Source organism: Pseudomonadales bacterium (assembly GCA_024234615.1).
Classification (GTDB): domain Bacteria; phylum Pseudomonadota; class Gammaproteobacteria; order Pseudomonadales; family IMCC2047; genus JAJFKB01.
The window spans coordinates 1,661,055-1,679,201 of sequence record JACKNY010000001.1 but is presented as its reverse complement, the minus strand read 5'-3'; the positions used below and the strand labels follow the sequence as shown (position 1 = coordinate 1,679,201).

The 18,147-nt window shown below is 47.5% G+C and carries 18 protein-coding genes; 15 read left to right on the top strand and 3 right to left on the bottom strand.

Translation table 11 applies throughout. The annotated features are described in order from the left end of the window. Positions 1 to 70: 70 nt before the first annotated feature. The 12 genes from H6995_07695 to H6995_07640 all read left to right on the top strand — a co-directional run bounded on the left by H6995_07695 (position 71) and on the right by H6995_07640 (position 10,928). Positions 71 to 721 carry a hypothetical protein gene (locus H6995_07695; GenBank protein ID MCP5214875.1) on the top strand — a complete coding sequence of 217 codons (651 nt, stop codon included), beginning with the start codon at positions 71 to 73 and terminating at the stop codon, positions 719 to 721. Continuing rightward, on the top strand, positions 718 to 2,628 hold the full coding sequence (gene gspD / locus H6995_07690) for a type II secretion system secretin GspD (GenBank protein ID MCP5214874.1): 1,911 nt from the start codon (positions 718 to 720) through the stop codon (positions 2,626 to 2,628). Before H6995_07695 ends, gspD begins: the two co-directional genes overlap by 4 nt. A 30-nt stretch (positions 2,629 to 2,658) precedes the next feature. Then, a complete protein-coding gene (gene gspE, locus H6995_07685) occupies positions 2,659 to 4,164 on the top strand; it encodes a type II secretion system ATPase GspE (protein MCP5214873.1) in 1,506 nt (501 codons plus the stop codon). Beyond that, positions 4,165 to 5,373, top strand: a complete 1,209-nt coding sequence (gspF, locus tag H6995_07680; protein ID MCP5214872.1) for a type II secretion system inner membrane protein GspF — start codon at positions 4,165 to 4,167, stop codon at positions 5,371 to 5,373. Positions 5,374 to 5,381: 8 nt separating this feature from the next. Then, positions 5,382 to 5,852, top strand: coding sequence for a type II secretion system major pseudopilin GspG (gspG, locus tag H6995_07675; GenBank protein MCP5214871.1), 471 nt, complete (start codon positions 5,382 to 5,384; stop codon positions 5,850 to 5,852). Then, on the top strand, positions 5,821 to 6,477 hold the full coding sequence (gene gspH / locus H6995_07670) for a type II secretion system minor pseudopilin GspH (protein MCP5214870.1): 657 nt from the start codon (positions 5,821 to 5,823) through the stop codon (positions 6,475 to 6,477). Before gspG ends, gspH begins: the two co-directional genes overlap by 32 nt. Next, positions 6,455 to 6,844 (top strand): type II secretion system minor pseudopilin GspI, encoded by a 390-nt coding sequence (gene gspI / locus H6995_07665; protein MCP5214869.1) that lies wholly within the window; start codon positions 6,455 to 6,457, stop codon positions 6,842 to 6,844. Before gspH ends, gspI begins: the two co-directional genes overlap by 23 nt. Further along, positions 6,844 to 7,509: a type II secretion system minor pseudopilin GspJ gene (gspJ, locus tag H6995_07660; protein ID MCP5214868.1), complete on the top strand. Its 666-nt coding sequence runs from the start codon at positions 6,844 to 6,846 to the stop codon at positions 7,507 to 7,509. Before gspI ends, gspJ begins: the two co-directional genes overlap by 1 nt. Further along, on the top strand, positions 7,506 to 8,504 hold the full coding sequence (gene gspK / locus H6995_07655; protein ID MCP5214867.1) for a type II secretion system minor pseudopilin GspK: 999 nt from the start codon (positions 7,506 to 7,508) through the stop codon (positions 8,502 to 8,504). Before gspJ ends, gspK begins: the two co-directional genes overlap by 4 nt. Positions 8,505 to 8,516: 12 nt before the next feature. Further along, a complete protein-coding gene (locus H6995_07650; GenBank protein MCP5214866.1) occupies positions 8,517 to 9,809 on the top strand; it encodes a hypothetical protein in 1,293 nt (430 codons plus the stop codon). Next, entirely contained in the window at positions 9,809 to 10,312 is a 504-nt protein-coding gene (locus H6995_07645; GenBank protein ID MCP5214865.1) for a type II secretion system protein M, read from the top strand. Before H6995_07650 ends, H6995_07645 begins: the two co-directional genes overlap by 1 nt. A 178-nt stretch (positions 10,313 to 10,490) precedes the next feature. Next, entirely contained in the window at positions 10,491 to 10,928 is a 438-nt protein-coding gene (locus H6995_07640; GenBank protein MCP5214864.1) for a YHS domain protein, read from the top strand. Between the two features lie 167 nt (positions 10,929 to 11,095). Here the strand turns inward: H6995_07640 and H6995_07635 are convergent, their stop codons facing one another. Further along, positions 11,096 to 12,001: a LysR family transcriptional regulator gene (locus H6995_07635; GenBank protein MCP5214863.1), complete on the bottom strand. Its 906-nt coding sequence runs from the start codon at positions 11,999 to 12,001 to the stop codon at positions 11,096 to 11,098. 191 nt (positions 12,002 to 12,192) lie between these two features. Here H6995_07635 and H6995_07630 point away from each other — a divergent pair, with 191 nt between their 5' ends. The 3 genes from H6995_07630 to H6995_07620 are packed head-to-tail and all read left to right on the top strand — an operon-like array spanning position 12,193 to position 16,150. Then, positions 12,193 to 13,113, top strand: coding sequence for an AAA family ATPase (locus H6995_07630; protein MCP5214862.1), 921 nt, complete (start codon positions 12,193 to 12,195; stop codon positions 13,111 to 13,113). A gap of 12 nt (positions 13,114 to 13,125) precedes the next feature. After that, entirely contained in the window at positions 13,126 to 14,130 is a 1,005-nt protein-coding gene (locus H6995_07625) for a DUF58 domain-containing protein (GenBank protein MCP5214861.1), read from the top strand. Between the two features lies 1 nt (position 14,131). Further along, positions 14,132 to 16,150: a DUF3488 domain-containing transglutaminase family protein gene (locus H6995_07620; GenBank protein ID MCP5214860.1), complete on the top strand. Its 2,019-nt coding sequence runs from the start codon at positions 14,132 to 14,134 to the stop codon at positions 16,148 to 16,150. A 42-nt stretch (positions 16,151 to 16,192) separates the two neighbouring features. Here H6995_07620 and H6995_07615 read toward each other — a convergent pair whose 3' ends face one another. Then, positions 16,193 to 17,230: a fructose-bisphosphate aldolase class II gene (locus H6995_07615; GenBank protein ID MCP5214859.1), complete on the bottom strand. Its 1,038-nt coding sequence runs from the start codon at positions 17,228 to 17,230 to the stop codon at positions 16,193 to 16,195. A 61-nt stretch (positions 17,231 to 17,291) separates the two neighbouring features. After that, the gene (locus H6995_07610; GenBank protein ID MCP5214858.1) at positions 17,292 to 17,966 is read right to left on the bottom strand and encodes a phosphoglycolate phosphatase; all 675 of its coding nucleotides are present in this window, start codon (positions 17,964 to 17,966) and stop codon (positions 17,292 to 17,294) included. Positions 17,967 to 18,147: the final 181 nt, after the last annotated feature.

The window sequence follows — 18,147 nt, the reverse complement described above, 5'->3', positions numbered from 1 at the left end:
AGAAAACTTAAATTACAAGAAGCTATAAAAAGTTACGAGAAGCTACAAAACGCTGTAAGGATGTCGATTGGTGCAAGGCTCAAAATTACAAGCAGTCAGTCAGTTCGTAGCGACCCCGGTGGCTGCGGGTTTACTAATAATAATTTGCCTTGGGCTTCTGATTTTTCGCAGTAATAGTTTACTCGACACGACTGCCCTGACATCTCCTTCGGATGCAGCCGTTAATAACGCGCGCAAGCCACAAGCAAGAGCAGTCAACCTTTTGCAACTTGCTGAGCTTAATCTTTTTGGTGAAGCAAAAAGTGAATTGTTGAAGGAGCAAGCACCGACGCAGCAGGATATTCCTGAAACCCGCTTAAAACTTGTGCTGCAGGGAAGCTTTACCAGTACGAAAAGTGAGGTTTCCAGCGCGCTAATTGCAACGGATAATCGAGGTAAAGCGAAGCGCTATTTTATCGGTGATGAACTACCAGGAAATGCTTTGTTGCACGAAGTGCAACCGCAATATGTGGTGCTAAAACGTGGTGGCCGATTGGAAAAGCTGCTGTTTCCCCGTGAGCAGACTGCTATTGTTGGTTCGGATGTTGTGGCTAGTCCTGGTATGGCGCCCCAAGGAAAAAAACCACAAGCGGTGAAGAGGAATAACGAAGAGAGTCTAAAAAACCGTTTGCAGCAGTTACGCGAGCAATTAAATCAAACCAATGAAAATATACGAATATGATGCAACTCAAAGGATATAAGCAAGCACGAGGATGGCTGGCCCAGGTGAGAGGCTATTGTTTCGGCCTATTATGTTGTTTTGCTGTCGGCTTTTCCCATGCGGAGCAAGTAACTCTGGCACTGGAAGATGCTGATATTCAGGAATTGATTCGTTGGGCCTCAGAGGTTACGGATAAAGCCATCATCGTCCATCCAAACGTGAAGGGTAAAGTGTCGGTGATGGCGGGAGAGCCACTCAGCAAAGGGGAGGCTTATCAAGTCTTCTTGTCTGTTTTGCAGGTTCATGGCTTTAGCGCCATTGAATCGGAAGGTTCGATCAAAATTATTCCCGATGCGTTAGCGAAACAATCGACTATTCCCTATACGAAAGAAAACAGTAAAACACCGGAAGATATGGTGGTGCGGATTATCAGAATAAAGAATGTTGCTGCGCCACAGCTGGTGGCATTGTTGCGTCCTTTAGTACCGCAGGTAGGGCACTTGGCCGCTTATCCGCAAACCAATGTGTTGATTATCGCGGATCGCGCAGGAAATATTGATGAAATCGAAAAAATTGTGCGTGATATTGATCAGGTCGGCACCATTGATATTGAAGTTATTTCATTAAAATTTGCCAGCGCGCGTGATGTGGTTGGGGTTGTTACCAAGCTGGTGCCGGGTGTCGCCAATTCTCAAAGTGCGGATGGTAAAAGCCTTACCTTTGCGGCGGATGAACGCTCAAATAGTATTTTAATGACAGGTGACCCCGTCACCCGTCAGCAGTTGCGAACTCTTATTAGTCGTTTAGATCAACCCTTATCCGGCGAAGGCAACACTCAGGTTATCTATATTCATTATGCCAATGCGACCGATCTTGTGCCGATTCTACAGGGGGTCAGCGGTAGCATTCAGAAGGCGGATAAAGATCAGCCTTTTGATTCCGGTGAAGTCAGCATTCAGGTGAGCAAAGAAAACAATGCCCTGATAATAACAGCGCCACCGGCGTTGCTAAACACCATACGAGGGGTCATCGCTAAGCTGGATATTCGGCGCCAGCAGGTGATGGTTGAAGCGGTGATTGTTGAGGTTAACCAAGATGTAATGGACGACCTGGGGATTCAATGGACCTCGACGGTACCAGGTGGAGAAGGGGTGTTCGGTGGTTTTAAAGCGATTCCCAACGCATTAACTACACCTGAAATACCTAACTTAGGTAGCGGCTTGGCTTTGGGCTATTTTAAAAATGATTCCCTACGGGCATTGATTCGCGCTCTGGAAGCGGACTCTAATGCTAACATTCTGTCCACGCCGACTATTGTGACACTCGATAATGAAGATGCCGAAATACTAGTAGGCTCCAATGTGCCCTTTATTACTGGGTCACAGACGAATTCTGCCTCTTCCACAGATAATCCGTTTCAGACGATCGAACGCCAGGATATAGGCGTCACACTGAAGGTAAAACCGCGTATTAACCAAAATCATTCGATTACTCTGGACATTGAACAGACCGTCGAAAGTATTAGCACTGCAGCGGTGTCTACCGCCGATATTGTGACCAATAAACGCAATATTAAAACCCGGGTATTACTGGATAACGATCAGGTCTTGGTATTAGGTGGACTTATCAAAGATGAGTTTACTCAAAATGAGAGTCGCATTCCGGTGTTAGGACGTATTCCCGGTTTGGGACGTTTGTTTCGAAGCACCTCCACTCAAGCAGTTAAAAACAACCTGATGGTGTTTATTCACCCGGTTATTCTCTCGGATGAAGCCAGCGCAGATGAAGTGACGACCACTCGTTACAATGAGATGCGTGCTCGGCAGAAAAAATATAACGATGATACCGATTGGATTTTATTGCCCAAACAGGGGCCGCTGCTGCCCGAGTTAAAAACGCCGCCGAGCGCCACTGTTCCAGAAATTTAGCCCATGGAAGCTGCTCCCTCATCCAACCTGATGGCATTGCCAGGAGGCAAAGAACCTGTGGATTCGACACAGAGCAAAAAGTTGCCTTATAACTTTGCGCGGCGACATGGCGTTTTGACCCATGATAAGGTTAGCGGCGTGGTGACGCTTATCGGAATAAAGACCGTCAAGCCAGTGATTATTGCAGAAGCACAACGTTATCTCGATTGTCCTATCAAACTGAAGCTAGTCGAGCAGGCCGAATTTAAGCAATACCTGGCACGTGCCTACGACACTGATTCTTCGGAAACCATGCAAATGGTCGAAGGCTTGGGGGATGAGCTGGACTTGGTCAGTTTGGTGGATGCGGTTCCCGTCACCGAAGATCTGATGGAGCAGGAGGATGACGCACCCATTATCCGTTTGATTAACGCGCTGCTGACCGAAGCCGCCAAACAAAGCGCGTCGGACATCCACATCGAAACCTTTGAACATCGTTTAGTAGTGCGTTTTCGTGTTGATGGTGTTCTCCGTGAAGTCGTTGAGCCAAAGCGGGCATTGGCGCCGTTGCTTGTTTCGCGGATAAAGGTCATGGCGAAGCTCGATATTGCCGAAAAGCGCATTCCACAAGACGGCCGCATTTCGTTGCGGGTTGCTGGCCGTGAAATAGATGTGCGTGTTTCCACCATTCCCGCCAGTAACGGTGAGCGCGTGGTGCTGCGACTGCTGGATAAGAAGTCAGGGCGTTTGGATTTGACCGCTCTGGGTATGATCGAGAATGACCTCAAAACAGTGGATGAATTACTGCATCGGCCACACGGTATTATTTTGGTAACCGGCCCCACGGGCTCGGGAAAAACCACGAGCCTCTATGCGGGTTTGACCAGCATCAATGATCGTAAGCGCAATATTTTGACAGTCGAAGATCCGATTGAGTATAACCTGGAAGGAATTGGCCAAACGCAGGTGAACCTCAAGGCCAATATGACTTTTGCCCGTGGCCTCAGAGCCATTTTGCGACAGGATCCGGATGTGGTCATGATCGGTGAAATTCGTGATCTGGAAACGGCAGAAATTGCGGTACAGGCAAGTCTGACTGGCCACCTAGTCCTATCGACGTTGCACACTAATAGCGCCATTGGTGCGATGACGCGTTTGCACGATATGGGTGTTGAACCCTTCTTGTTATCCTCCAGTCTGATCGGCGTGATAGCCCAGCGCTTGGTGCGCGTTCTCTGTCATACCTGCAAGGAGTCACACAGGCCTGATCAAGCTGAGCGCCAGTTGCTTGGTCTCGGCAATGAGGCTGCGACCATATATCGTGCTGTGGGTTGTGACCAATGTAGTCAGTCCGGTTATTCCGGGCGTATCGGTATTTTTGAAGTAGTGGCTGTAGATGAAGCGATGCGCAAACTTATTCATAACCAAGCCTCTGAAGCAGAGTTAACTCAATGGGCGCGTACGCACAGTCAAAGCATTAGAGCTGATGGTTGTCAACGGGTTCTGGCAGGGATTACCAGTATTGAAGAAGTATTGCGCGTCACACAAGAGAGTTAAATGGCTGCCTACGACTATGTAGCACTAGACAATAACGGACGCAAAAAAAAAGGTGTCCTTGAGGCCGATAGCTCACGCCAAATTCGGCAGCTGTTGCGTGATAAAGGCTGGATGCCGCTTGAGGTCGATGAGTCCAGCGCCAAACAGCAACAACAACGCAGCTGGTTCAGTCCACGTATCAGTGTGGCGGATTTGGCGTTGATCACGCGCCAGCTTGCAACCCTGGTACAGGGTGCGTTACCCCTGGAAGAATCACTCAATACGGTTGCCCAGCAAACCGAAAAACCAGTGATTCGGAGTATGTTGTTGGCGGTGAGAGCAAGGGTGTTGGAAGGCCATAGTTTAGCCAAAAGTCTGGCGGAATTTCCTCGTGCATTTTCGCACCTGTACTGCGCTACGGTTGCGGCTGGCGAACAGTCCGGTTATTTAGATAAAGTTTTAAATCGCTTGGCGGACTATACGGAGAGCAGTGCCGAATCGCGACAGAAAATCAAGCTGGCGATCCTGTATCCCGTTATTTTATTGCTACTGTCGCTGCTCATAGTGTCTGGGCTGATGGTTTATGTGGTGCCTGACATTGTCGATGTCTTTGTCGATACAGGGCAGGAGTTGCCAGTGCTGACGCGTGGTTTGATTGCGCTGAGCGATTTTCTACGCAGTTTTGGTATTTTGCTGTTGCTGTTGGTATTGGCGGGAGGAATTGCTTTTCGGGTGGCGCTAAGTAAGCCTGCTCTGCGTTTAAGGTTCGACCATCGTTTGTTAAGCTTCCCCTTGTTGGGAAAAGTTAGTCGGGGAGTCAATACGGCGCGTTTTGCCAGCACCTTAAGTATTTTAACCTCAAGCGCCGTACCCTTGGTTGATGCTTTAAAAATTTCCGGAGAAGTACTCTCAAATCAATGGTTGAAACATAAGGTCAGAGAAGTCACACAGCAGGTCACTGAAGGTGGTAGCTTACACGCGTCTTTACAACAGGCGGGTTATTTTCCACCGATGATGATTCACCTGATCGCTAGCGGTGAGTCGAGTGGCGAGTTAGACCAGATGCTTGAACGGGTAGCGCAGAACCAAGAGCGGGAAATTCAAAATTTTATAGCGCTGATGCTGGGTTTATTCGAACCCTTTATGCTGTTATTTATGGGAGGCTGCGTATTGCTGATTGTGTTAGCAATTCTTCTGCCAATACTTAATATTAATCAATTAGTTGGATAGTGTATTTAATGGATAAAGTAATGCGAAAAAGCACCTGCAAAATGTTATCAGTAAAGCAACTTTCGGCGGGCTTTACTTTGATCGAAATTATGGTGGTTATTATCATCCTCGGGATATTAGCAGCATTGGTGGTGCCAAATATCATGGGGCGTCCGGATGAAGCGAGAGTTACAGCGGCACAAGCTGATATTCGTAGTCTTTCCAATGCGCTTGACCTTTACAAGCTTGATAATTTCAATTATCCCACCACCGATCAAGGCCTTGAGGCGCTGGTGAATAAACCGGCGGGGTCGCCAGAACCGAAAAATTGGAACCAGGATGGTTATTTGAAAAAAGTACCGAAGGATCCCTGGGGTAATGAGTACCTCTATCTCAGCCCCGGTGCTCAGGGCAAGTTCGATCTTTATTCTTTAGGAGCGGATGGTCGCGAGGGTGGCGAGGGCGTCGATGCAGATATTACCTCTTGGGAGTCGAATTAGCGCTTTTTTACTGCCGATGATATCCCAATTGCCACAGGGTATTGGTGTTGTCCAAACTCAAATAATCCGAGGCAGGCCAATCAAGCAGAAGGCTGTCAATGCCAGCGGTTTTACCCTGGTCGAAATACTGGTGGTCATGGTCATCGTCGGTATTATGGCGGGGATGGTGGTGCTAAGCGTCGGCGGCAATCCTCAGCGGACATTACAAAAAGAGGCGCGTAGACTGGCGGTTGTCATCCGTACAGCGGCGGATGAAGCCCTATTGCAGGGCCGCGAATTTGGTTTACGAATTAATCCAAATAGCTATCAAGTACTCGAGTTTGATCAGCAGCAGAGAAACTGGAAAAGTAGTGAACAAAAAGTATTCGCGGAACATCAATTACCCGACGCGATGTCGTTGGCGGTAATGCTCGAAGATGAACCGGTGGATCTGCGATCGTCAACGACAGATGAGAAGGATAAGAATAAGAAGAACAATTCTGACGCAGAAGAGACTCCGATAATCCTATTTTTTTCAAACGGGGAAGGTATGGCTTATAGCATAAGCCTGCATCACAAAGATGTTGAGGGTGACACTAGCCTGATAACCGACGGAGTCGAAGATGTTCAGCTCGTGCGGCCTTAGGGTTTTAAAATGGCAAAGAGGCTTTACTCTGCTGGAAGTTATGATTGCGTTGGTGGTGTTTGCGCTCAGTGCCTTTGCGGTGATACGGGGAAGTAGTCAGAGCGTTCAGCAAACCCATTACCTCGAACAAAAGTCCTATGCACTCTGGCTGGCGGAAAACAAACTGGCGGAATTGAGAGTGGCAAAAGAGTGGCCCGCTTTGGGGCGGCAAAACGAAATACTTGATCAATATGGGCACTCCTGGCGTCTGCAAGTGGAGGTGTTTAACACCAGCGACGCCTGGTTACGTCGTGTTGAAGTCAAAGTCAGTGAAGCGGATGCCCAATCAGGCTTGCTTACCCTACAGGGTTTTCTGGGAAAATACTGATGCGAGCGCAAACCAACAAAAACACGGCCGGATTTACCCTGCTTGAAATACTTATCGCAATAAGCATTTTCGCCATTATTGGCACGGCCTCCTATCGAGTGTTGAACGCCGTGATATTGTCGCAACAAGGGGTGCAGGCGCACTCTGAAAATTTGCGACAGATACAGCGTGCAATGCTGTTTATGTCATTGGATATTGAACAAGCGGTGAATCGATCAATTCGCGGTCCCTATGCGGAGGAAATCCCCAGTTTTGTTGTCGGCCAAGGCGAATACTTGTTACAGCTCACCCGTCAGGGTTGGCGTAACCCTCAGCAGCTGCTACGTAGCCAGTTGCAACGTGTCGCCTATTCATTGGGCTCACTCCCTTCCGAGACAAAGAACAGTGATACGCAAAGGTCACTATTGCGCCATTATTGGCCAAATTTAGATCAAGCCCAGGATAGTCAACCGAAAACCCAAAAATTGATGAGCGGTATTGAAGATGTCCAGTTACGTGTGCTGGACGAAGAAGGGAAGTGGCATAAAGAATGGCCGTTTCAGCATGAGGAAAGTATCGTTCTAGGTTTGCCTGTTGCGATTGAGGTCTCATTTATTACGCAAGGACAGGGAGAAATTAAACGCCTCTACCAGCTGGGTCGCGTTAAAGGCGGAGAAACATTTTGAGGCGGTTATATCGGCAGCAGGGTGTTGCGCTGATGACGGTGCTTTTGGTGTTCGCACTGGTAACATTGGTCGCGAGCGAAATTGTGGCACGCGTCTACGTTAGTATTAAGCAGACGGGCAACCAATTGATTGCCGCACAGGCCTATCAATATGCACTCGGCGGGGAAGCCTTCACACGGCAAATTCTACGTCGTGACTTTGAGCTTGATCAAAAGGAGGGCTCCAAAGATCATCTCGGCGAAATCTGGGCGACATTGTCGCAACGCTATGAATTTGATCAGGGGGTTATTGAAATCAGCGTTCACGATTTGCAAGCACGCCTCAATATTAACAATCTTGTGGATCAGGCTGGGGTAACCAATGTGCAATCTATGGAATCGTTCAAACGGTTACTGAACAACCAAGCAATGGATATAGGGCTGGTCAACGCTTGGGTTGATTGGCTGGACAGGGATATCCTTCCGCAGGATTTAGGCACGGAGGATGAGGGTTATCTGGCTTTGGAAAAACCCTACCGAACGGCCAATCAACGTATGACACATCTTTCGGAATTACGCTTAACTAAGGGGATGCAGCGCGCGTACTTTGAGAAATTACAACCCTATTTAACCGCCCTGCCTGAAGCTACCGCCGTCAACATTAATACGGCGCCTGCTGAGGTTTTGAAGGCGCTTATCGCGGAAGTCGATGATGCTGTGGCTGAACGTATTATCGAGGCAAGGGGAGAGAGTGGCTTTGCTTCGCTGGAAGCACTCCGCCAGCACGAGAGTATGGCAGGTTTGACACTGAATGAGGCCGACTTTACTGTGCGCACAGAATACTTTGAGGTGCTAGTGCGTGCCTACTTTGCGGGACGGGAAGTTTGGTTAAAATCAATACTGTATCGAGATGCCGAGAAGGGTATCATTAGCTTGATCTCGCGTGATCGTAGTGGTCAGTTTGAATTGCAGAATGAACCAGAAAAGCCAGATAATCAGTTATCAACGAAGGGCTAATGGAAAGTGTCAATGACTTTACTCATTGTTAATTTACATGATAAAAACGCGTCGTCAGAAGTACAGACTCTGGATTGGGCGTTATTTGATGAGGCTGGCGAACGCCAACAGGGTAATTATCAGGTTGCCCTGGAGTCCTTTGATATTGCGGGTAAGGTTGGTGAGCAAATGAGCTGTCTACTGATAGTACCGGCTCATCAGGTGTTGATCGCGCAGGTGCAGGTGCCGACCAAACAACGTCGGCATTTACAAAAGTTTTTGCCTTTTTTGGTGGAAGAGGTCATCGCAGAACCCATCGAAGATATGCACCTAGTTCTCAGCCACCTGGCTGCTGACGGCACAGCTGAAGTGCTGGCGGTTAATCACTCGAAAATGAAATCTTGGTTAGATCAGTGTGACCAATTAAACATTGCTCCTCACTGGCTGACCCCGGCAACCAGTGTAATAACTTGTGCACCAGATGAGCTTGTCGTTTATCTCGATGAAAATGAGGTGCTGATTAAGTCAGCGCGCGTTAGCTTAAAAGCCCCGGTTAGCAATTTACCTAGTCTGATTGAACTCATTGCTGCCGATAAAGATACCCAACCAGGTCTGAGTCAAGTCAGTCTTGTTTCGACACAGGCATATGCAGAAAAACAGGCGACACAACTAAACGCTTTACAATCGCAGTTTGAAAGCGAGGGTAAATCAGTTGTTTTGGAAATCAGCCCATCGCTGTTTGATTACCTTTGTGAACAAGTCTGCCATCAAATATTAAAGCCGGCGAACCCCAACTTCGTGAATCTTTTAACGGCGGCTTATCAACCGACACTAAAAAGAAATAGTCTGGGCAGCTGGCGTCTTTTAGGCTATGCAGCGGCAGTCTGTGTGGGGCTTCAGATATTATTTAATGTTGGCATAGGGCTGTATCTAGAAAATAAAGGGAGAGCCGTGGAACAACAGGTGATTCAGCGTTATCGTGAATTATTCCCTCAGGACGGGAAAATTGTCGATGTGAAAATCCAAATGCGAAATCACCTCGAGCAGGCACTCGAATTTGATTCCGAAACGGACTTTCTGCAGCTGATGGGAGTGGTCGGTTATCAAATACAAGCAATGAATCAACCTCAGAGTCTACAAATCCAACAGGTTCGTTATGATGAGAGGCAAAATTCGTTGATGTTGGACATAGATGTACGACAAATTCAACAACTGGATCAGTTTAAACAGGAGTTAAGCGAACAAGGATTAGCGGTGACGATTTTATCGGCCACTGAGGAACAGCAGTGGGTGAAAGGACGTTTGCGCATTGACCGGGAGGCATGATGATCAGGGATAAAATTCCGGCTAGTTGGCTTAGTTACTGGCAAGCACTATCTTCACAGGAGCGTTTGTTATTAACGCTATTGGCGATACTGTTGGGTGCATTATTAATAGTTTTTGCTGCGATGGTGCCTGCGCAGCGCTATGCTGATCGGGCGAGCGAGTATCATCGATCTCAAGTTGAGTTGCTGGCTTGGGTAGAGGCAAATGCTGCTCAGGTAACCTCTTTGCCAATGGTCGGGGAGGGATATCAAAATAAAATTAGCGAGGAATCTTTGCTCACGCTAGCATCCAATGGTGCCAAGAAATATCAAATCACTTTTAAACGCTTTGAGCCTAATGGCGATAAAGAGCTACGCATCTGGCTTGAGAAAATTTCCTTTAATCAGTTGCTGCTGTGGTTGGGCGACTTAAAGCAGAAACAGGGTGTGAGGGTCGTTCAGGCCAACCTCGATCGACGTGACGTACCCGGTACTGTCAATGCCCGAGTTGTGCTCAGCCTTTAAAGATGTCCATAGCTGTTATTCAGAGGAATGATTAGCTTAGCGATGCCAAAAAATGAAAATTTTTGTAACTTTTTGAGAAAATTGTCGTCTTTCTATCGTTGATAGCTTTTGATAGGCAGTGATTTTGCAAAAAGGAGTCAAAATGAAACTCTTCGGCTACGCAGATACAAACTCTTGGATGAAAGTCATGGGTTTCATGCTGGCGCTGTTTAGCAGCACATCAGCCTATGCAGTGGATGAAATCAATACCACTTACTTCGGTAATCTGGCGATTAAGGGTTACGACCCGGTAGCTTATTTTACCGAGAACAGGCCGGTTGAGGGTGATAAAAAGTTCGAGTACAAATGGAAAAACGCAACGTGGCGCTTTAGTAGCGAACATAACCTTAGCCTATTTAAAACGCATCCAGAACAATATGAGCCACAATATGGCGGCTATTGCGCCTACGCCGTTGCGAAGGATTCGACGGCAGATATAGACCCAAGCCAATTTACCGTACATGAAGGTAGGCTTTACCTTAATTACAATAAGAAAGTGAATGTTAGATGGTTGGCAGACCGGGACGCCTTTATCCTTGAGGCTAATCGTAATTGGCCTAAGCTGTTAGAAAAATAAATGTGTTTCCTCTCCTAGCAGCATGACAAAATGCTTCGAATTATTCTTTGGCTATTAGCTATCTATGTTTTTCGTTATTCTGCGGTCGCTGCTATTTAAATTCGCGGACTCAAAAAAAGGATACTGATTTATTTATCTTTTCGTGCCAGCGTTACTGGTGTGATTGGCTAAATTTTGGACGGTAAATAACCATCCAAGAAATTCAAAAACACACGCACTTTTACCGGCACAAAACGGCGTGAGGGGTAGATAGCGTAGAGATTGTGCGCGACCTCATACTGACCACGAAAGAGTTTAACCAGCTTGCCCTGAGTCAGGCTTTCTTCACAAATAAAATCTGGAATCATTGTGACACCTAAACCCTGCTCCGCGAGTGTTCTGCAGAGCTGTACCGAGTCGCAGGCATATCTCGCTTTAACGCGGACTTTCGCCAGCGAAGTTTTGTCTTGAAAGAGCCAGGGACGAGGCAGTCGCTCATGGGTGAGTTCGACAATGCAAGCGTGCTGATGCAGGTCTTCTGGTGTCTGAGGTTTGCCGTGTTTCGCCAGGTAGCTTGGACTGGCGTAATAGTTGGTGGTTGCAACGGCAATTTTTCTGGCGATAAAAGAAGAATCCTGTGGCTCATCAATATGAATCATGACATCGATATTATCTTCCAGCATGTGCGGCTTACCAGCGCCAGAGACAAATTCTATCCTTAACCCTGGATAAGCTTGAGCAAATTCACCGGCAAACCCCTGTAGTTTGTATTGTGAAAATTCGCTCGGCGCATAAATACTCAGTTTGCCTACGGGAGCATCTTGTTTGGCAATGACGTCCATTCTGGCGGCTTCTACTTGCTCTAGTATCTGTTCGCAGCGCTCGTAAAATTCTGAGCCTGTTTCAGTGAGCTGAATACGCCTTGTAGTTCGCTCCAACAGCCTGGCGCCGAGACATTCTTCTAAATGCCTTAGACGGCGGCTCAGTGTCGACTTAGGCATTTCCAGATGATTGGCGGCACTAGTGATGCTGCCTGAATTCACGACGCAGATAAATAGCTGCATTTCTTCAAAACTGAGGTTGATCAAAGACATAAATTGTTTTCCGCAAGTTGCAGTGTGGCTTGAAAGTGTAGCTTGGATAGTAACGTTATTAACGCCATCGATGGCCTGCTAGTTTACTCAATTTAAATTTTTCTCGCTGCACAGAGAAATACCGGGTTGAACTTGAAGCCCAATCAAGGATCATGCTGGCATCCGCTGACATTACGATCTATAGTTTTGACATGCAAAAAGTAATTAATGGCATTATTAGCCAGATCGGCTCGATATTATTGGGCAAAGAACATCAGATTAAACTGGCGTTAACCTGTCTGTTTAGTCGTGGTCATCTGCTAATCCAAGACCTCCCAGGTATGGGGAAAACGACTCTGGCACATGCCATCGCGAAAACCTTGGGTTTAAGTTATAGCCGAATCCAGTTCACCAGCGATCTTTTACCTGCAGATATTATTGGGGTTTCTGTTTTCGATAAAAACACTGCTGCTTTTAGCTTTCATCCAGGGCCAATTTTTAGCCAGTTGGTGTTAGCGGATGAAATTAATCGTACTACACCGAAAACGCAAAGTGCGTTACTGGAGGCGATGGAAGAACAGCAAGTTACGGCAGAGGGTGAAACACGCGCTTTACCTGTCCCTTTCTTTGTGATTGCTACCCAAAACCCAGTCACTCAGACCGGTACTTTTCCATTGCCTGAATCGCAACTCGACCGTTTTTTAATGCGCATCGAGTTAGGTTATCCGGATCCGAGCGCAGAACGAGAGCTTTATACTGGCGTGTCGCCGAGGGAACTATTGAAAGAGCTGGGTTCAGCAGTGTCGTCAGAGCAGTTACATCAAATTCAGTCATCAGCAGAAAAAGTAATGACGGCGGGTGCGATACTCGACTATGTCCAGCGCATCGTGCAATTTACGCGCACCAACCCTGAATTCAGTTATGGAGTTTCTCCCCGTGGCGGTCTGGCGTTGCTTCGTTGTGCAAAAACCTGGGCGTTTATCCATGGCCGAGCCCATGTTTTGCCTGAAGATGTGCAGGCGGTCATGCCCTCGGTGCTTGGGCACAGATTACGTGAGATTGCAGATTTTGATGATTCCAGTGGTTACGCGCTGGTTGAACGCGTACTTAATACTATTGATGTTATCGGTTAATCGAGAGCTATTATGGCGTTACCTCCTCGTGATACAGAAACATCAACAGGGGTGGTTTCAGGGCGTCTTAATCAATGGATAGATCAGCGTTTGCCACCACAACGATCAATCCTTCTGAACCGAGCTAATGTTTATATTTTTCCATCTAAAGCAGGCTTTAGTTTCCTGCTTATTGTTTTTCTACTTTGGCTGATTGCGACCAATTATGAAAACAACTTGGTGTTCGGGCTTGCTTTCCTGCTGGCGAGTTTGTTCGTTGTATCTATTTTGCATACCTATAGTAATTTGGCAGGTATCAGCATCAGCGCAGTGCGCAGCAAGCCGGTTTTTGCGGGAGAAAATGTAGCGTTTGAACTCTTGCTGAAGCGACATAACCGTAGAGCTTACGAGAATCTATGGTTAAGTTGGCGACAGATGCCACCACAAATAGTGAATCTCAGTGATATCGAACAGAAGAAGATCAAACTCTATTTGCCCAGCAATCAGCGGGGCTGGTTAAACCCCGGTCGTTTACTAGTCCAAACCTACTACCCATTAGGGTTATTACGTGCCTGGACGCGCCTGGACCTGGATCTGCGCACGCTGGTGTACCCCAAACCGATAACCGCCGGGCCGATTCCTATGGCGCAGGGCGCAGCGGGAGAAGGCTCCATTATGACTTGTCGTGGTACTGAAGATTTTTATGGGTTAAAAGAATATCAAGTCGGTGAGTCACTACGTCATGTTGCCTGGAAACAATATGCTCGCGGCCAAGGCTTATATACCAAGGAATATACGGCATCGGTTGATCGCAGAATATGGTTGGATTGGGATTATTTAGCGGGCATGAATGCTGAAGCCAGGTTGTCGCGGCTCTGTGATTGGGTACTGGCGGCGGCGCGTACCGAAAGTGAGTATGGTTTGCGATTACCCGGCCAGGAAATAGCGCCCAACCAAGGAATGGAGCATAGGGATAAGCTCCTAAAAGCACTGGCGCTGTTTGATCTGAACAGCACAAAGCATCACTCAGGGCGCTAACGTGCAGCTCATTTATCAAATACCAAGAAACAGCTTAGCGTGGCTATTGGCAGCCTATTTGGCTGTCATTGCTCCTCATGTTATGAGACTTCCTATCTGGATCGTGCTGGCAGCGGTGTGGTGCTTGCTGTGGAGGATTCAGGTTTATCGAGGGGTTTGGAATTTTCCTCGGCGCTGGATCAAATATTTATTGGCGGGTATAAGCTTGGTTGGGCTATTGGCCGGTTATGGTCGATTAGCGGGGTTAGAACCGATGGTGGCGCTGCTTATCATCGGTTTTTCGATGAAGCTATTGGAAATGTATCAGCGTCGAGATGCTGTGTTGGTTATTTATCTCGCCTATATCATAGCTGCAACGCAGCTCCTTTTTGCCCAGACAATTTCATCTGCGCTTTATATGGTCTTTTCTGTCGTGTTAATGACAACGGCGCTGATGAGTTTAAATCAATCACAAGGCTTTCTTTATCCTAGGCGAAGCTTAATCTTAACTGGTAAGTTATTGTTGCAATCTATCCCCTTGATGCTGTTGCTTTTTATCGTAATGCCAAGGCTGGGTGCGCTGTGGTCGGTGCCGTTACAGCAGCATGCTGCCAAGACGGGGGTTAGTGATTCGATGTCACCCGGTGATTTTAGCCAATTGGCGAAATCGGCAGAGCTTGCCTTTAGGGTGAGTTTTAAAGGAGCCATACCGTCAGCTTCCGAGCGCTATTGGCGTGGTCTGGTATTTTCACGTTTTGACGGACGTTCATGGACACAGGCAGAACCCTTTGATTACTACCCGGATGGTAAGGTTACCCGTTGGTTTGGTGAAAGAAGTTTAGCCTGGGAAGAGCTGATCGATAGGCGGGCGAGGGCGATAACCTATGAAGTCATATTAGAGCCAACTCAGCAAACCTGGCTTTACGCACTAATGGTGCCACAACCTGATAGCGCCAATGTCGGCATTACGAGAGATTTCAGAATCGTCAATCGTATGTCAATTAGTAATAGGTTAGCCTATCGTGTGTCATCCCATCTTGATTACCAAACAGAATATCAGTCTCTACCGAGTAGGCGTTACCGTAACGAAACGCAACTGCCGACGGGGTTTAATCCTCGATCGGCGCGTTTAGCCAAACGGTGGCGTGCTGAGTCGGGGACTGTTGAAGCTTACATTCAGCGCGTTTTAAACTGGTTCAACCGAGAGTTCACCTATACCGTGCAACCACCGTTGTTAGGTAAAGATACTGTTGATGAGTTTTTGTTCGAGTCTCAGCGCGGATTTTGCGAACATTTCGCCAGCAGTTTCACAATTATGATGCGAGCAGCGGGTATTCCAGCGCGCATCGTGGTTGGCTATCAGGGTGGTGAGATAAACCCCTTACAAAATTACCTGTTGGTGCATCAGTTTGATGCTCACGCCTGGACTGAAGTTTGGTTAGAAGGTAAGGGCTGGCGGCGCATTGACCCCACCGCTGCGGTGGCGCCGGAGCGCATTGAAAATGGTTTCAGCAGTATGGTTGATCGGACGGAATTTCTAAGCGATTCGCCCCTTTCACTTGTGCGCTACCAAAATATCCGCTGGTTAAATATGCTCAGATTGCAACTGGATCGTCTTGATTATGCCTGGTATAGCTGGGTGCTAGGGTTTGATAATGAAATTCAGGCGGATATTTTTAAGCGTCTATTCGGTAGCGCTAAGCCAATACGAATCGCTTTGGCGCTCATTATTCTTGGCGGACTGGTGCTCGGTGCGATTGCCATTAGTTTGCTAATGCCCTCGCGCTCGGAATCTAACAGCCAAAGTGGCAAAGCGTACCGACGTTTTTGTCGTCGGCTTAGCCAAAAGGGCTTGGTGCGTAAGCCTTATGAGCCGCCGAGTGTTTTTGCAGCGCGGGTGGCTAAAACCCGGCCTGATTTAGCCTCAGCGGTAGCTGAAATTACACAGTTATTTCAGGATATCCATTATGCGGGGGCAGAGCAGGACGAGAAACGTTTGGTGAAGATGGTCAACCGGTTTAAGCCCAGGCGAAGAGTTTGATATAGTGCCTGGGCTCAGCGCAGTAATTATCTAAGCAAAAATCTAGGCATATTTTGCAGCCATACCTTCAAGCGAAATCGGTTTTATTTTTGAGGCATGTCCGACACAGCCAAAGGATTGGTAGCGAGCCAAACAAATTTCTTTCATCGCTTTTGTAGCCACCGCTAAATACTTGCGAGGATCAAATTCTGCTGGGTTTTGCGCCATAAAGCGACGGATAGCACCGGTTGATGCGAGTCGTAAATCGGTATCGATATTAACCTTGCGTACTCCATGCTTAATGCCTTCGCAGATTTCCTCCACTGGAACACCATAGGTTTCTCCGATATTGCCGCCGAATTCGTTAATGACTGCTAACCAATCCTGTGGCACCGAGGAAGAACCGTGCATGACCAAATGCGTGTTAGGAATGGCTTGGTGAATTTGCTTGATACGATCAATCGCCAGAATATCGCCAGTGGGAGGGCGGCTAAATTTGTAAGCACCGTGTGAAGTGCCGATAGCAATGGCAAGCGCATCAACTTTAGTTTTGGTTACAAAATCTTTGGCTTCACTGGGATCGGTTAACAATTGCTCATGGGAGAGTGTCCCTTCGGCTCCTACGCCATCTTCTTCGCCTGCTTGACCGGTTTCTAAAGAGCCTAAACAGCCCAGCTCACCTTCCACGGAAACCCCGCAGGCATGCGCCATATCAACCGCAAGACGAGTCGTTTCGATATTGTATTCGTAGCTGGATGGCGTTTTTCCATCCGTCATCAACGAACCGTCCATCATGACAGAGCTGAAACCTAATTGGATCGAACGTTGGCAAATGGCTGGGCTGGTGCCATGATCCTGATGCATTACCACCGGAATATGGGGGAATTCCTCAATCGCGGCCAAAATCAAATGACGCAAAAAGGGTGCTCCTGCATATTTACGTGCGCCAGCCGATGCTTGCACTATTACCGGGGCGTCCAACTCATCCGCTGCTTCCATGATGGCGCGCATTTGTTCGAGATTATTGACGTTAAATGCGGGAACGCCGAAATCATGCTCGGCGGCATAGTCCAGGAGTTGTTTCAGTGATACTAGGGCCATTTTTTATCCTTTTTCAGAAGGTCGAAAAAGTGCTTAGCTTACACGGAAATGAAAATACCATCTAGGCGGCAGGGACTATAAGCGGCAATAAATCGGCAAAGTGATCAATGCAGGCATCGGGGTTGGCGAGCCGGATATCTTCACCGTGGTTATAACCGTAGGAAACGGCAACTACTGGGCAGCCTGCTGCCCGTGCCGCTTCGATATCGTTTTTGGAGTCACCTACCATTAAACAGTCGCTGATGGCGATTTGACTCTGCTCTGCGGCATAAAACAGTGGTTCTGGATGCGGTTTTTTATAGTTAAGACTGTCGCCACAAATGACCAAATCAAAGAAGGGGGTTAGGCAAAGCTGCTGCAACAGTGGGAGGGTAAACTCACTAGGCTTGTTAGTAATGCAAACGAATCCTATTGCATGGCGCTTTAGCTGCTCCAGCGTCACCATAACTCCCTCATAAAGACGACTGCGAACTGAGAGGGTTTCGCTGTAGAATCGGTTAAATAACTGTTGCGCATGGTGAAACTCTTTCGCCTCAGGTTCAGCGTCCATGGAATGGGTGAGTGCGCGTTTGATCAACTTTGCGGCACCGTTGCCAACCCAGGATTTTGTATTAAGTATTCCAGGTGGTGTTTTGTTCATCGATAACATCATGCGATCAACTGCCCAAGCCAAATCCGGAAGAGAGTCAATCAGGGTGCCATCGAGATCAAAAAAGATAAGTTTTGTAGAATGCATTAGGCTCAATCTGTACGATATAAACGACGGATAATAAGGAAATAGGCGTACAAATGAAATAGGGAAACTGGCGTTAAGCTCGTGTTACTATAGGCGCCTTTTTTAATTCCCCAAATATCATTTCAATTATGGATGCTGATAGGAGAACGCAATTGTTTAGGAAATTGATAGGTTTTTTCGC

Coding starts and splice junctions, on each gene's coding strand:
- gspJ (MCP5214868.1), top strand. CDS start 6,844: ATGCGAGCGCAAACCAACAAAAACACGGCCGGATTTACCCTGCTTGAA.
- H6995_07640 (MCP5214864.1), top strand. CDS start 10,491: ATGAAAGTCATGGGTTTCATGCTGGCGCTGTTTAGCAGCACATCAGCC.
- gspF (MCP5214872.1), top strand. CDS start 4,165: ATGGCTGCCTACGACTATGTAGCACTAGACAATAACGGACGCAAAAAA.
- H6995_07635 (MCP5214863.1), bottom strand. CDS start 12,001: ATGTCTTTGATCAACCTCAGTTTTGAAGAAATGCAGCTATTTATCTGC.
- gspE (MCP5214873.1), top strand. CDS start 2,659: ATGGCATTGCCAGGAGGCAAAGAACCTGTGGATTCGACACAGAGCAAA.
- H6995_07625 (MCP5214861.1), top strand. CDS start 13,126: ATGGCGTTACCTCCTCGTGATACAGAAACATCAACAGGGGTGGTTTCA.
- gspG (MCP5214871.1), top strand. CDS start 5,382: ATGGATAAAGTAATGCGAAAAAGCACCTGCAAAATGTTATCAGTAAAG.
- H6995_07645 (MCP5214865.1), top strand. CDS start 9,809: ATGATCAGGGATAAAATTCCGGCTAGTTGGCTTAGTTACTGGCAAGCA.
- gspD (MCP5214874.1), top strand. CDS start 718: ATGATGCAACTCAAAGGATATAAGCAAGCACGAGGATGGCTGGCCCAG.
- gspI (MCP5214869.1), top strand. CDS start 6,455: ATGTTCAGCTCGTGCGGCCTTAGGGTTTTAAAATGGCAAAGAGGCTTT.
- H6995_07650 (MCP5214866.1), top strand. CDS start 8,517: ATGACTTTACTCATTGTTAATTTACATGATAAAAACGCGTCGTCAGAA.
- H6995_07630 (MCP5214862.1), top strand. CDS start 12,193: ATGCAAAAAGTAATTAATGGCATTATTAGCCAGATCGGCTCGATATTA.
- gspH (MCP5214870.1), top strand. CDS start 5,821: ATGCAGATATTACCTCTTGGGAGTCGAATTAGCGCTTTTTTACTGCCG.
- H6995_07615 (MCP5214859.1), bottom strand. CDS start 17,230: ATGGCCCTAGTATCACTGAAACAACTCCTGGACTATGCCGCCGAGCAT.
- H6995_07610 (MCP5214858.1), bottom strand. CDS start 17,966: ATGCATTCTACAAAACTTATCTTTTTTGATCTCGATGGCACCCTGATT.